The sequence below is a fragment of the Tardiphaga sp. GW822-FHT04G09 genome, from assembly GCF_058800725.1.
In genome coordinates, this window is record NZ_JBXAMO010000010.1 from 116439 (window position 1) to 129465 (window position 13027).

At 62.3% G+C, this 13027-nt stretch carries 13 protein-coding genes; 8 read left to right on the plus strand and 5 right to left on the minus strand.

Translation table 11 applies throughout. The features are described from left to right. Positions 1 to 62 precede the first annotated feature (62 nt). From AC1RLZ_RS18615 to mepK, 5 genes are all read left to right on the plus strand, one after another. Positions 63 to 404: a hypothetical protein gene (locus AC1RLZ_RS18615; RefSeq protein ID WP_493189823.1), complete on the plus strand. Its 342-nt coding sequence runs from the start codon at positions 63 to 65 to the stop codon at positions 402 to 404. Between the two features lie 123 nt (positions 405 to 527). Further along, a complete protein-coding gene (locus AC1RLZ_RS18620) occupies positions 528 to 1178 on the plus strand; it encodes a TerC family protein (RefSeq protein WP_371421097.1) in 651 nt (216 codons plus the stop codon). Between the two features lie 62 nt (positions 1179 to 1240). Beyond that, positions 1241 to 2743 (plus strand): sigma-54-dependent transcriptional regulator, encoded by a 1503-nt coding sequence (locus AC1RLZ_RS18625; RefSeq protein WP_493189824.1) that lies wholly within the window; start codon positions 1241 to 1243, stop codon positions 2741 to 2743. A gap of 313 nt (positions 2744 to 3056) precedes the next feature. After that, positions 3057 to 5246, plus strand: coding sequence for a L,D-transpeptidase family protein (locus AC1RLZ_RS18630; protein WP_493189825.1), 2190 nt, complete (start codon positions 3057 to 3059; stop codon positions 5244 to 5246). Between the two features lie 285 nt (positions 5247 to 5531). Then, complete coding sequence (mepK, locus tag AC1RLZ_RS18635) at positions 5532 to 7196, plus strand: peptidoglycan L,D-endopeptidase MepK (protein WP_493189826.1); 1665 nt, start codon at positions 5532 to 5534, stop codon at positions 7194 to 7196. A 172-nt stretch (positions 7197 to 7368) separates the two neighbouring features. Here the strand turns inward: mepK and AC1RLZ_RS18640 are convergent, their stop codons facing one another. Beyond that, positions 7369 to 7644, minus strand: a complete 276-nt coding sequence (locus AC1RLZ_RS18640; RefSeq protein ID WP_068728829.1) for a DUF2312 domain-containing protein — start codon at positions 7642 to 7644, stop codon at positions 7369 to 7371. 188 nt (positions 7645 to 7832) lie between these two features. After that, the gene (locus tag AC1RLZ_RS18645; protein WP_371421101.1) at positions 7833 to 8135 is read right to left on the minus strand and encodes a DUF1244 domain-containing protein; all 303 of its coding nucleotides are present in this window, start codon (positions 8133 to 8135) and stop codon (positions 7833 to 7835) included. A 178-nt stretch (positions 8136 to 8313) separates the two neighbouring features. Here AC1RLZ_RS18645 and AC1RLZ_RS18650 point away from each other — a divergent pair, with 178 nt between their 5' ends. Further along, entirely contained in the window at positions 8314 to 8922 is a 609-nt protein-coding gene (locus tag AC1RLZ_RS18650; protein ID WP_493189827.1) for a DUF1036 domain-containing protein, read from the plus strand. Beyond that, positions 8919 to 10352 (plus strand): pyruvate kinase, encoded by a 1434-nt coding sequence (gene pyk / locus AC1RLZ_RS18655; protein WP_493189828.1) that lies wholly within the window; start codon positions 8919 to 8921, stop codon positions 10350 to 10352. Before AC1RLZ_RS18650 ends, pyk begins: the two co-directional genes overlap by 4 nt. Positions 10353 to 10413: 61 nt before the next feature. On the opposite strand, the gene AC1RLZ_RS18660 is transcribed toward pyk, so the two are convergent. From AC1RLZ_RS18660 to AC1RLZ_RS18670, 3 genes are all read right to left on the minus strand, one after another. After that, the gene (locus tag AC1RLZ_RS18660) at positions 10414 to 10839 is read right to left on the minus strand and encodes an OsmC family protein (protein ID WP_371421104.1); all 426 of its coding nucleotides are present in this window, start codon (positions 10837 to 10839) and stop codon (positions 10414 to 10416) included. Positions 10840 to 10881: 42 nt separating this feature from the next. Further along, a complete protein-coding gene (locus AC1RLZ_RS18665) occupies positions 10882 to 11844 on the minus strand; it encodes an alpha/beta fold hydrolase (protein ID WP_493189829.1) in 963 nt (320 codons plus the stop codon). A 74-nt stretch (positions 11845 to 11918) separates the two neighbouring features. Then, entirely contained in the window at positions 11919 to 12701 is a 783-nt protein-coding gene (locus AC1RLZ_RS18670) for a DUF3750 domain-containing protein (protein WP_493189830.1), read from the minus strand. A 140-nt stretch (positions 12702 to 12841) separates the two neighbouring features. Between AC1RLZ_RS18670 and AC1RLZ_RS18675 the strand changes: the two genes are divergently transcribed. Next, positions 12842 to 13024 carry a hypothetical protein gene (locus AC1RLZ_RS18675; protein WP_371421107.1) on the plus strand — a complete coding sequence of 61 codons (183 nt, stop codon included), beginning with the start codon at positions 12842 to 12844 and terminating at the stop codon, positions 13022 to 13024. The last annotated feature ends 3 nt before the right edge of the window (positions 13025 to 13027 follow it).

The following is a 13027-nucleotide window of genomic DNA, read 5'->3' on the forward strand; positions in this document are numbered from 1 at the left end:
AACCGGCTGTAGGAACGTCGCCAGCGCCCAAGATGCACGGGACGGAACAGCAAGAGACGATCATGGCGTTCACGGATCGCAGCTTCATTGCCCGCAAATATGCGCCTCCTGCCCCTCACCGGGTCAAGGAGCTGTTTGCCGCAAGCCTGCTGCTGGCACTGACCGCCGCACTCGCCTTGCGCGCATTTGTCTCGCTCGACGCGCTGGCGCCGATGGTCGCCACCCTGTTATTCGCACTTGCAGCATTGATGGCCGGTGGCGCGTTGCTTCCGCGGAACTTCCCGCGGCGCGCAACCTGGTTCGATGTCGCCGGCGTCCTGACCTTTATCGGGGTCGGAATCACCATTTTGATCGAGCCCGACCAGATGGTTCGGCTCGTCACCCTCACGGATCAACCTGAGTAACGGATCGGATCAACCGCGGGATCAAACCCGCAACCTTTAAACAAAGCACGTCCTGGCCCGGGCCCCTCTGGCAGTTCACCCGAACTGTGATGTCGGACTGGACGTTCATACGGAGTGGCCCACATGACAGAGTTCTTCACCGCTGAAGCTATGACTGCACTTTTCCAGGTCGTGATGATCGACCTGGTCCTCGCCGGCGACAATGCCATCGTCATCGGCCTCGCCGCCGCCGGCCTCCCCAAGGAACAGCGCGGCAAGGCCATCCTGATCGGCATCATCGCCGCCACCGTCCTGCGCATCGGCTTCGCCAGCATCACCGTTCAACTGCTGCAGATCATCGGCCTGCTCCTGGCCGGCGGCGTCCTGTTGCTGTGGGTGTGCTGGAAGATGTGGCGCGAATTGCGCGCCGGCCACGAGCACGATCTCGACGAACTCGAAAAGCTCAATGCCGATGGTTCGTCCACCGGCCCGCGCAAGACGCTGGGTCAGGCGATCTGGCAGATCACTGTCGCAGACGTCTCGATGTCGCTGGACAACGTACTCGCGGTCGCCGGCGCTGCGCGCGAACACCCGACCATCCTGATCTTCGGCCTGGTGCTGTCGATCGCGCTGATGGGTCTCGCCGCCTCCTTCATTGCCAGGCTGCTGCAAAAGCACCGCTGGATCGCCTATGTCGGTCTCGCCATCATTCTCTATGTGGCAGGTGACATGATCTATCGCGGTGCCCGCGAAGTTTGGCCCTATGCGACGGCTTACCTCGCCCCGGTGTTATGAAAGCATTAAGGCTTTGATCGCCATGGTGGCTCAAATCGGGACACACCCGCTCTGGAGTTGCCATGGCCGAACGAATCCTCATCGCAGATGACGACGCCGTCCAGCGCCGCCTCCTTGAGAACATGGTGCAGCGCTGCGGCTATGAGGCCATCACTGTCGAGAGCGGTGATGCCGCCATCGCGCGTCTGAGCGATCCCGAAGCCCCCACTATTGACGCCCTGGTCCTTGACCTGATGATGCCCGGCCTCGACGGCATGGGCGTGCTCGACAAGATCCGCGACACCGGCCTCAGCATCCCCGTCATTGTCCAGACCGCCCATGGCGGCATCGACAATGTGGTGTCAGCGATGCGCGCCGGCGCGCATGACTTCGTTGTCAAACCGGTTGGCGTCGAGCGTCTCCAGGTGAGCTTGCGCAATGCGCTGAATACCAGCGCCTTGAAAGGCGAGTTGCAGCGCATCAGACACAGCCGCGAAGGCAAGCTCACTTTCGCCGACATCGTCACACGCAACGCCGGTATGGACGCAGTGCTGCGCACCGCACGCAAAGCTGCGACCTCCACCATCCCCGTGCTGATCGAAGGCGAGTCCGGCGTCGGCAAGGAATTGATCGCGCGGGCCGTCCACGGCTCGGGCGAGCGCAGCAGCAAGCCGTTTGTCGCCGTGAATTGCGGCGCGATTCCCGACAACCTCGTGGAGTCGATCCTGTTCGGCCATGAGAAGGGCGCGTTCACCGGCGCCACCGACCGGCATCTCGGCAAGTTCGTCGAGGCGCATGGCGGCACCCTGTTTCTCGATGAAGTCGGCGAGCTGCCGCTATCGGCACAAGTGAAGTTGCTGCGCGCGCTCCAGGAAGGTTCGGTCGAGGCCGTCGGCGGCCGCAAGCCGGTGAAAGTCGATGTCCGCATCATCTCTGCGACCAACCGCAAACTGCTCGACCTCGTCAAAGCCGGACGATTCCGCGAAGACCTGTTCTATCGCCTGCATGTGCTGCCATTGACGGTGCCGCCGCTGCGGGCGCGTCGCGAGGACATTCCGTATCTGCTGCGACACTTCCTGGCGCGTTTCTGCGCCGAGGAAAAGCGGCTGATTACCAGCATCGCTGGTGACGCCATGACGATGCTCACGCAACTCGACTGGCCCGGGAATATCCGGCAGCTGGAAAACGCCGTCTACCGCGCTGTGGTGATGAGCGAAGGCGATCAGCTCGGACTGGCCGACTTCCCACAAATCAACGCATACGCCCCCTCGATCGTAGCATCGGCCGCAGAGCCGCTGATTGTAGAACCGGCCTTTCACGCCGTCGCGCCGACCATGGTACCCGGCATCGACGCAGCCATGTTGCCACTCGTCGCCGGCAGCCTGACCATGCTGACGGCCGAAAACGAGGTCAGGTCGCTGGAAGAGCTCGAATCCGAGATCATCCGCTTCGCCATTGCGCATTACCGTGGCCAGATGTCGGAAGTCGCGCGGCGCCTCAAAATTGGCCGGTCGACGCTGTATCGCAAGCTCGATGAAGCGGCGGAGAAGGATTCTTCGATGACGGAATCCGCTCCGTCAAATTGAACTTCTCGCGTCGCACGCGATTGAACATGTTGTTACGATCGCTACGGAACTTGAACCGTTGCGGTCCGGTGACACACAAAGCCAAAAGCATTGGTGAATCCCCGGTATGCGTTGCAAACCGGGGATGTTGCAGTCAGTTTGTTGTGACATGTCCGGCAAGTGCTAGCGCTTGTGTCGGACGCGTGTATCGTCTGCACAGGAAGTGCTCTGAATCGGAGCTGGCAGGCCAACGACGCGACTGCTTCAGCCGAAGCTGATGACGTCAGACTGGAACTGTTCCATGCCGGAGCAGCTCTTCTAACGAGGTGCGAGAATGCGAGACTATTCCAAGGGCCGTTCCGGATTCGACCGCGTGCTGATGGCCGTGGCCGCGACATTCCTGACGGTCTCCGCTGGCGCCGCTGTTGCTGCCCAGAGCGCAACGCCCCGTGACAGTGTCTCCGAACTCGCCATCGATGCGGCGGTGCCGCGCCCCGAACCCGCCAACGTAGCCCCGCCGACCGCTGCCGACTTCAAGGCCGACGCGCCGAAGGCCGAGACCACGGCGTCGGTGCCCGATGCGACCAAGGCGTCTGAGAAGACCATCGGCTCGACCTCGACGGATACGCCAAAGGCGACTGAGGCCACGAACGCGCCTGCGGATGTGAAGCCGGGCGAGGCTGCAACCGCGCCCGCCGCCACAACGCCGCCGGCAGCGACCGCCGTCGCGCCTGCTATTCCGGCAGCCGAGCCCCCAAAGGATGTCGCCAAGGACATCGCCAAACCCGCGACCACCGTTGCGTCCAGCGATCAGCCGGTCGCCGAGAAGCTGCGCGACATGCTGGGCGCCAAGTCGACCCGCTATTTTGACCGCAAGGGCGAGCGCGCCGCAGTTGAGAAGTTCTACACGGCACGCGACTTCGCACCGGTATGGACCCAGGGCGGCATCGCGACCACGGCGGCAAAGGGCGTGATCGCTCGCCTCAAGGACGCAGGCTCTGACGGCCTCGACGCTGCCGACTATCCCGTGCCCGATTTCACTTCGGCGAATACGCCCGATGCGCTCGCCGAAGCCGAATTGAAGCTCACCGCCAGCATGCTCGACTATGCCCGTCAGGCACAGAGCGGCCGCATGCACTGGTCGCAGGTGACCGGCGACATCATGTATCCTGAGCATCCGACCGATCCGGGCGAAGTCCTGGCCAACATCTCGACCGCGAAGAACGCTTCGGCCGCCCTCGACGCCTATAACCCGCCGCACAAGGGCTATCAGGAACTGAAGAAGAAGCTCGCTGAACTGCGCGGCGAAACCGCAACGCCGGTGCAGCCAATTGGCGAAGGCCCGGCTCTGCGTTTTGCCAAGGCCACGAAGAAAAATCCGAACCCGACCGTAATGGACGACCCGCGCGTGCCGTTGCTACGCGCTCGCCTCAATGTCGAGAATCCGGCCGAGACCAAATATGACGCTGCCGTCGCCGAGGCCGTTCGCAAGTATCAGGCCAGCAATGACCTGAAGGCCACCGGCGTGCTGGACGAGGCCACCGTGCGCGCGATGAATTCGCCGAAGCGCGATCGCCACATCGATACAGTGCTGGTCAACATGGAGCGTTGGCGCTGGCTGCCGCGCCAGCTTGGCGCACCCGCAGTCGGCAATGCCTATGTGATGCTGAACATCCCTGATTATACGCTGAAAGTGATGCAGAACGGCGCGCAGGTCTGGACCACGCGCGTCGTCGTCGGCAAGCCGGGCAATCACGCCACGCCCCTGATGACCGAGACGATGAAGTACATCACGGTCAACCCGACCTGGAACGTGCCGCCGTCGATCATCTACAACGAATACCTGCCCGCTCTGCAGCAGGACCCGACGGTGCTTGACCGCATGGGCCTGAAGCTGACGCGCAATTCCGACGGCAGCATCCACATTGCGCAGCCTCCCGGTGAAGCCAACGCGCTGGGCCGTATCCGCTTCAATTTCCCGAACAAGTTCCTCGTCTATCAGCACGACACGCCGGACAAGAACCTGTTCGGCCGCGACGAGCGCGCCTTCAGCCACGGATGCATGCGCGTGCAGAATCCGGATCAATACGCCGCGACGCTGCTGAACATCACGATGCCGAACGAACACTACACGCCGGAGAAGGTTCGCGGCATGTATGGCCGCAGCGAGATCGATCTGAAATTCCCGACACCGATCCCGGTGAACATCACCTATCAGACCGCCTTCGTCGATGACGCGGGCAAGCTGCAGCTGCGCAAGGACATCTACGGACGTGACGCGCAGATGATGCAGCTTCTGCGCAGCGGCAAGAACAAGGATCTGGAGCAGGTCGTCGCGCGAGCCCAGCCGAGCTATTCACGCCCGCGCGCGGACATCCCGCAGGGCGTGGCTTTCAACGACAACGGCTCGCGCATGGCCAGCAATAACGGCCTGTCGTTCTTCGAGCGCCTGTTCGGCGGCGGTGCGCCGGCACCACAGCCGGTAGCACCAGGCCAGAAGCCGCGCCGGACAGTAACCCGCTAAGCAGCGGCGCTGCCGTAAAAAATGGATAGAGTTATCAAGGGCTTCACCTTTTGGTGGAGCCCTTTTTACGTTTCACCCGTCATCGAGGTTAACCATCGTCCATCCGGAACCCGGCAGCGGGCTATTTTTCGCCATACTCAATGAGTTAAGTTTAATGGCTGGCTGAAAAGCCCGCTTGGGGGGATGGGTTGTAAATCTCGGTTAACCCTCCCGTTTTAAGAGTACGTTCACTCTCTGTCGCCGCATGGGGTAGCGAGAGAGTTGTCGACTTGGGTGGGTTCATACGTGCTGAGCAGTTTCGCACGCAAAACGGGATTGCGCACATCGCGCGCCGGCTTTCATGCCGGCCTCGCTGCGGTACTGCTGATGGCAGGCGCCAGTTCTGTCCACAACGCCACCGCTCTCGACGAAACCCGCACCCTCTCTTTCCACCATACTCATTCCGGCGAAGATCTGACCGTCACGTTCAAGCGCAATGGCCGCTATGACGACGACGCGATGAAGAAGATCAATTACTTCCTCCGCGACTGGCGCAGCCAGGACCAGACCAATATGGATCGTCGCCTGTTCGACATTCTCTGGGAGGTCTACCGCGACGTCGACGGCAAGGCGCCGATCCAGATCATCTCCGCCTATCGCTCTCCAGCCACCAACGCCATGCTCCGCCGCCGCTCGTCCGGCGTCGCTCGTGCCAGCCAGCACATGCTTGGCCACGCGATGGACTTCTTCATTCCCGGCGTGGCGCTCGAGAAGATCCGCTTCGCCGGCCTGCGCTTGCAGCGCGGCGGTGTCGGCTTCTACCCGACCTCCGGCTCACCTTTCGTGCATCTCGACACCGGTAGCATCCGGCACTGGCCGCGCATGACGCATGACCAGCTGGCGCGCGTCTTCCCCGATGGCCGCACCGTGCATGTGCCGACCGATGGCCGTCCGCTGGCAGGCTATCAGTTGGCGATGGCTGACATCGAGAAGCGCGGCGATGGCGACAGCGCCGCTCTGGCCAAGAGCAAGCCGGGTCTGTTCGCCTCGCTGTTCCGTGGCGGCAAGTCGAATGACGACGAAGACGAGAGCGCGGCAGCCGCGATCGCGCCCGCCAAGCCGTCGCCTGTGGGTATGATGGCCGCCGCGATGCCCGCGAAACCGGTTGATGCGAAACAGGCCGAAACGAAGCAGGCTGAGGCGAAGTCTTCGGACGCCGTTCCGATGCCGCGCTCCAAGCCCGCAGCAGCGGCGACCTATCAGCTCGCATCGGCTGACACCGAGACTGTTCCGCTGCCGCGCCCGAAGGCGCCGATTCCCTCGCCCGCTCCCGCAACCAAAGCCGACAACCGGCCGCAGACGCCGGCCGATATCATCAATGCCCGCGGTTTCTGGGATGACATGCCGGCGCCGAAGCAGGCCACACCACAGCAGGTCGCCGCGATCACCGCGCGTCAGGCATTGGCCAATGTGGTCGATCCGCAGCCGGCTGTTAGCGAGTCCAGCTTCGCCAAGGCGATGGCCTATGCGCCGCCGGCGAACTCCCCGGTCGATCGCGCCAATGTCGTTGCCGCCAGCGCGCCGATCCCGCGCAGCATGCGTCCGGCATCGGCGGCGAAGAACCCAATGGCGGTGAACAACATCACCACGGTGGTCGCAAAGGGCGCTCAGGGCCAGAGCAGCACCATTGCAGTCGCGACCCGCCTGACCGCCACAGCCATTCCGGACAACCATGTCTGGATGCGCGCGATGATCCTGGCGCCAAGCGCCACCACATCGATGTCAGCATCGGTGATGGGCGACGGTGACATGACCATCCTGCGTGCGCATTTCGTCAAGCCGCAGGCAGTAGTGGCGATGAATTTCTCGGATGATCCGCAGCTTGGCCTGGTCTGCGACCGCTTCACTGGCTCGGCAACGGCGTCGCTTGCGACGACTGCGTTTGTGATGCGCACGGCATCACTGCGTTAAGAACGCGAATTTCTCAGATTATAAGGGTGTCATGGCCGGGCTTGACCCGGCCATCCATCGCTATTTTTGTGGCTAGAGAGATACGCGGGTCGTCCGGCGCGAAGACGCGTTTCGCGCCTTTGCCCGCGTATGACACCTGAGTGCCTGGCTGAGTATTGGCGCGCTAAGCGCCTTACAGCATTCCCAGGGCCTGCAGATAGGTCTCGAGGATCGTCTCCTGCTCGGCGCGCTCGTTGGCGTCCTGCTTGCGCATGCGGATGATGGTGCGCAGCGCCTTCACGTCGTAGCCATTACCCTTTGCTTCGCCATAGACGTCCTTGATGTCGTCGGAGATCGTCTTCTTCTCTTCCTCAAGGCGCTCGATACGCTCGACGATGGCCTTGAGCTGGTCCTTGGCGAAAGAGTGTGTCGCCTGATCGTCCAGCACGGACGCAGCAGAGGTGGCCATCGGAAACTCCTGGTGAACTGATGTTGCTTTGAATGGGTGTTGGGTGAGTTTTAGGTGCGCAGCGTTATGCGCGCATTAATCTTAAGGAAATGACACTCAAGATCGCCATGCCTTGCGTCAAGGCGCCATCGCGATCATCCACAGCGCCCCCACAGCTTTGATTTCATGCCTGAAAAGACGAGAAATCGTCAGTGCCCGCTGTGCGCTTTCTTCATGGCCTCAATTTGTTCGGGTTTGGCCTCGGCCTGATGCAGCGATTTCCAGGCCTCGTAAGGCATGCCGTAAATCGCTTCGCGGCTCTCATCCTTGGTCATCGCCACGCCCTTGGCATCGGCAGCATCCTTCAGCCAGTTTGACAGGCAGTTCCGACAGAAGCCGGCGAGGTTCATCAGATCGATATTCTGCACATCCGTGCGACCGCGCAAATGGTCAACCAGCCGGCGAAAGGCCGCGGCTTCGAGTTCGATCTGAATCTTGTCGTCAATCGCCATGAATGGTCTCGCTGTTGCACCCGATACCGGACTGCCGTCTTTGTGTAACATGGGGCCTGTCACAGATTTTGCCATATCACGGCGCAAACTGGCTGAAGGGGGAAGAATTGGTTCCGCGGCCGTTGACAGACCCGCCGGGTCACGCGAAATCGTCAACGAATTGAGATAGCTTCGCCGCATGACCGCAAGAGATTCCCTTCACCGCCCGTTTCGACGCATCCCCTTCACCGGCCTTTTGCCGGTGCTGGCGTTGGCCCTGTCGTGCCTGTGGGCGAACCCCGCGGCTGCTGATTTCCGGCTGTGCAATAACACCTCGAGCCGGGTCGGGATCGCGCTGGGCTACAAGGATGCCGATGGCTGGACCACCGAGGGCTGGTGGAACGTTTCGTCGCGCGCCTGCGAAACCTTGCTGCGTGGAACCCTGGTTGCGCGGTATTATTATATCTACGCGCTCGATTACGACCGCGGCGGCGAATGGTCGGGTCAGGCCTTCATGTGCTCCCGCGACAAGGAATTCACCATCAAGGGCACCGAAAACTGCCTCGCGCGCGGCTTCGACCGCACCGGCTTTTTTGAGGTCGATACCGGCGAACAGCGTGCCTGGACGGTGCAACTGACCGAAACCAACGAACAACCGCCGAAGCTGCCGGGCATTCCGGGGCCGACTGGACCGCCTCCGGGCGCACCCGGCGCAGGCTTCCCCGGTCTACCCAACACGCCAGGTGGCGCGCCCCCGGGCGGGTCAACGACCCTGCCGCCATCAGTACCGCCGGGAGGCAAACAATGAGACGTCAACGCCGCATCAAGATTCTGGCCACGCTGGGCCCAGCCTCGTCGGACAGTGCGATGATCCGCAAGCTGTTCGAGGCTGGTGCCGACGTGTTCCGGATCAATATGAGCCATACGCCGCATGACAAGATGCGCGAGCTGGTGAAGACCATCCGCAATGTGGAGAGCAGTTATGGCCGCCCGATCGGTATTCTTGTCGATCTGCAGGGCCCGAAGCTGCGCGTCGGCTCCTTTGCTGAAGGCGGCGTGCAGCTCAAGAACGGCGAGAGCTTCGTACTGGATTCCGATCCCGCCCCCGGCGACGCCACCCGCGTGCACCTGCCACATCCGGAAATTCTCGCTGCACTTCGCCCGGGCCACGCGCTGCTGATCGACGACGGCAAACTGCGGCTGATTGCCGAGGAGACGTCGAACGACCGCGCGGTCACGCGCGTGGTGGTCGGCGGCCGCATCTCCGACCGCAAGGGCGTGAGCCTGCCCGATACGGACCTGCCGGTGTCGGCAATGACGCCGAAGGACCGCCTGGATCTGGAAGCCGCGCTCGAGACCGGTATCGACTGGATAGCCCTGTCCTTCGTGCAGCGCGCCGAGGACGTGCATGAAGCCAAGCGCCTGGTCCGCGGTCGCGCCGCCATCATGTCGAAAATAGAGAAGCCGCAGGCCATCGACCGGCTCGACAGCATTCTCGAAGCCTCCGACGCGCTGATGGTGGCGCGCGGCGATCTCGGTGTCGAACTGCCGCTGGAGCGGGTACCAAGTCTACAAAAGCGCATGACGCGCATGGCGCGCCGCGCCGGCAAGCCCGTCGTCGTTGCCACGCAAATGCTCGAGTCGATGATCCAGAGCCCAGTCCCGACCCGCGCCGAAGTCTCGGACGTGGCAACTGCGATCTATGAAGGCGCCGACGCCGTCATGCTGTCGGCAGAATCCGCCGCCGGCAAATTCCCGGTCGAAGCGGTCTCGACGATGAACCGCATCGGCGAGGAAGTGGAGCGCGATCCGACCTATCGTACCGTGCTGATGGCCCAGCGCCCCGACCCCGAGCCCACAGCCGGTGACGCCATTGCGGACGCCGCACGACAGATCGCAGAGACGCTGGATCTGTCTGCGATCATTTGCTGGACCAGCTCAGGATCCACCGCCGTCCGCGTCGCCCGTGAACGGCCCAAGCCGCCAGTGGTCGCGATCACGCCGAACCTCGCAGCCGGCCGCAAATTATCGGTGGTGTGGGGCGTGCATTGCGTCGTGGCGGAAGATGCGAAGAATCTCGACGATATGGTCGACCGCGCCGGGCGCATCGCTTTCCGTGACGGCTTCGCTAAAGCCGGCCAGCGCATCATCATCGTGGCGGGCGTTCCGCTCGGGACCCCCGGCGCCACCAATATGGTCCGCATCGCCTATGTCGGACCGAACGACGCGGACATGTAGTTCACTTATGCGACCTCTCCCCGGTGCGGGGAGAGGTCAATTTGCTCGCACGAGATATTTCTCAGAGCAGCGCCGCGTCGAGCGTGATCTCGGCATTCAGCACCTTTGACACCGGACAGCCGGCCTTCGCCTTCGCAGTCAATTCTTCAAACTTCGCCTTGTCGGCACCGGGGATCTTCGCCGAGAGCGTCAGGTGCACCTTGGTGATGGCAAATCCATCGCCCTGCTTCTCCAGCGTCACGTCGGCCTTGGTCTCCATATTGTCAGCCTTGAGCCCGGCCTCGCCGAGGATCAGTGACAACGCCATGGTGAAACAGGCCGCATGGGCTGCGCCAATCAGTTCTTCAGGATTGGAGCCCGGCTTGCCTTCGAAGCGGCTGGCGAAACCGTAGGGATAGTCGCTGAGTGCGCCGCTCTTGGTGGAAATTGATCCCTTGCCGTCCTTGATGCCGCCCTGCCATTTGGCCGAACCGAAAGTCGTGGTCATGCACATCTCCTCAATTTGGTTTGAAGCCGATCAAGCCGGATACTAGCGCGACGCCGCCTTCGCTTTGGTGTCAGCGGCCAAGATCATATTCTCGATCTCACCGATGATAAGGTCCGGGGCGGCGTTTTGCACCATGTGACCAACGCCCGGGAGCACGATTAGTTTGGCGCCGGGCACCGTTTCTGCGAAATGGTGCGAATGAATCTCCGGCGATACGATGGTGTCGGCTGAGCCTGTGATCACCACGGTCGGAGCTTTGATGTCGGCGTAGCGCGATGCCTGCGCCATGACGGCGCGCTTCAGCGTTACCAGATCCCAGGCATTGGCGAGGAAGGCGCGCGGCCGCAATACCAGCGGCGTTGCCGTCTGTTCGATGTAGCCTTCGGGCATGACCTGCGGCGCAAACACCGCGCGGCCTCCGATGTCGGTCAGGAAATAGCCCAGCGGCAACGTGATTGTATAGACCAGCAGCTTGCCGATCACAGGCGTGGTGACGACCTTGTTATAGATTCCAACGCCACCGGGCCAGGGATGAGTGACACCCGCCAGCATGACCAGCCCAGCGACACGTTGCGGATAGTCCAGTGCCATCAGCGCGCCCAATGCGCCGGCCAGCGAATGCACAACGATAATCGCCCGATCGACACCGAGCTTTTCGAGCACTGCGTCGATCATCTTCGCCTGCATCGCCGGAGAAGAGTTCGGCACATCGCTGCGCAAGCTCCAGCCAAAGCCGGGACGGTCGACCAGGATGACGCGGTGTTCTTCTGCCAGTATATGGCCGAGCGGCAACCGCATGGTCTCCATGCTCGACGTGGCGCCATGGACGAGAACAATCGGCGGGCCGGATGCATCGCGTGGTCCCATCTGCTCCACATGCAGACGGCCACCCGTGACGTCGACAAACTCACCCGTTGGCGGATATTTACGCTCGAACAGGAACACACCAACCTGCGTGGCCACGGCCAGCACGCATATAGCGGCCACCACGCTGACTGAGATCATCGCCAATATCCGGGGAGTTCCGTGCACGATCCAGCTACGCGGCGGTACCCAGAGGGTTTCACGCCGCGCGCCACTTACGCGCTGACGCCAAGACGACCAATGCCCGGTAGTTTGATCGCGGGCCGGCGGATGTCGAGGCCGAATACGGCGCCGAGCAGATTGAGCTCGAGCCCTTCGACCCAGCCTGCGGTGATACCGAGATAGCCGCCTAACGTAGCGCGCATGCCGGTCCCGGAGGGTGTCCAGCCGAAGGCATTCCCCGCATAAGGAAAATCCTTGCCGATGGCGGTGGGCGGCAATGCCACCTGCAATTCCGGCACGGCGGCGAGAACGGCCGCGACGAACGTGTTTGAGTTCGGGCCGGGCCACGCCCGATAGTCGCCGTAAGAGCGCCAGGAGTAGCCAGCGATGGCCGCTTGGATCTTCGGGATCATCACCGTGGCCGCTTCGCCATCAGCCGATGCGAGCGCAGTCGGCACATCGCCGAACCAGCGGCCGTCAGCCGCAAAACCATTCAGGCGGATGGGCTCGCCCCACGCCGTATAATCGTAGCGGGTATAACGCGACGCGCCCTTTTCCTTGAATACGATCCAGCTATGGACGGCAAAGATACCGCGCCAGCGCACGGTCCGCGCCGCAAAGACGCGGACAAGTGCCTCGGGATGTGCGGCAGGCGATGGCAATAAACCCGCGCTTGAGCGATCCGCGCTCTGCCAATCGACCGAGCGATCGCCCATCCAGTATCTGGCAGCCGACACACCGATGGGAACGAGGAGCAGTGCGAGCAGGACAATCACAAACTTTCTCACCGAGGGGGGCCCGTGGAGGGAGGTAATGTTTGTGGATATGGGGGGCATTTGCAGCTTTGCTACGGCGGCCGTAACGAATGGGCCGCAGTGACTGTCCACACTATCCACAGGAACGCATTCGTTCCCGCCCGGTTATCGCCATGATCGCCCGGCGATCTGAGGCAATGATCTGAACTGGAGATAGTTCCATGACGTCCCGCCCCACCGATACCGTGATCGACGAAATCATTTCTACCTGCAATGGCGACCTGCGCGGCGCGCTCAAGGCTTTGCTGATGGTCAACGAGCAACTCGAAGCGGAATTGCAGCAGCTCTATGCCGCTTCACCCCTGTCCGGTGCCATCCGACCCGGCAATAACGTCCTGCACTAGATC

What these genes read in the sequence shown, in the direction of transcription:
- AC1RLZ_RS18615 (WP_493189823.1), top strand. Translation starts at nt 63, where the DNA reads ATGGCGTTCACGGATCGCAGCTTCATTGCCCGCAAATATGCGCCTCCT.
- AC1RLZ_RS18620 (WP_371421097.1), top strand. Translation starts at nt 528, where the DNA reads ATGACAGAGTTCTTCACCGCTGAAGCTATGACTGCACTTTTCCAGGTC.
- AC1RLZ_RS18625 (WP_493189824.1), top strand. Translation starts at nt 1,241, where the DNA reads ATGGCCGAACGAATCCTCATCGCAGATGACGACGCCGTCCAGCGCCGC.
- AC1RLZ_RS18630 (WP_493189825.1), top strand. Translation starts at nt 3,057, where the DNA reads ATGCGAGACTATTCCAAGGGCCGTTCCGGATTCGACCGCGTGCTGATG.
- AC1RLZ_RS18640 (WP_068728829.1), bottom strand. Translation starts at nt 7,644, where the DNA reads ATGGCCACCTCTGCTGCGTCCGTGCTGGACGATCAGGCGACACACTCT.
- AC1RLZ_RS18645 (WP_371421101.1), bottom strand. Translation starts at nt 8,135, where the DNA reads ATGGCGATTGACGACAAGATTCAGATCGAACTCGAAGCCGCGGCCTTT.
- AC1RLZ_RS18650 (WP_493189827.1), top strand. Translation starts at nt 8,314, where the DNA reads ATGACCGCAAGAGATTCCCTTCACCGCCCGTTTCGACGCATCCCCTTC.
- pyk (WP_493189828.1), top strand. Translation starts at nt 8,919, where the DNA reads ATGAGACGTCAACGCCGCATCAAGATTCTGGCCACGCTGGGCCCAGCC.
- AC1RLZ_RS18660 (WP_371421104.1), bottom strand. Translation starts at nt 10,839, where the DNA reads ATGACCACGACTTTCGGTTCGGCCAAATGGCAGGGCGGCATCAAGGAC.
- AC1RLZ_RS18665 (WP_493189829.1), bottom strand. Translation starts at nt 11,844, where the DNA reads ATGATCTCAGTCAGCGTGGTGGCCGCTATATGCGTGCTGGCCGTGGCC.
- AC1RLZ_RS18670 (WP_493189830.1), bottom strand. Translation starts at nt 12,701, where the DNA reads ATGCCCCCCATATCCACAAACATTACCTCCCTCCACGGGCCCCCCTCG.
- AC1RLZ_RS18675 (WP_371421107.1), top strand. Translation starts at nt 12,842, where the DNA reads ATGACGTCCCGCCCCACCGATACCGTGATCGACGAAATCATTTCTACC.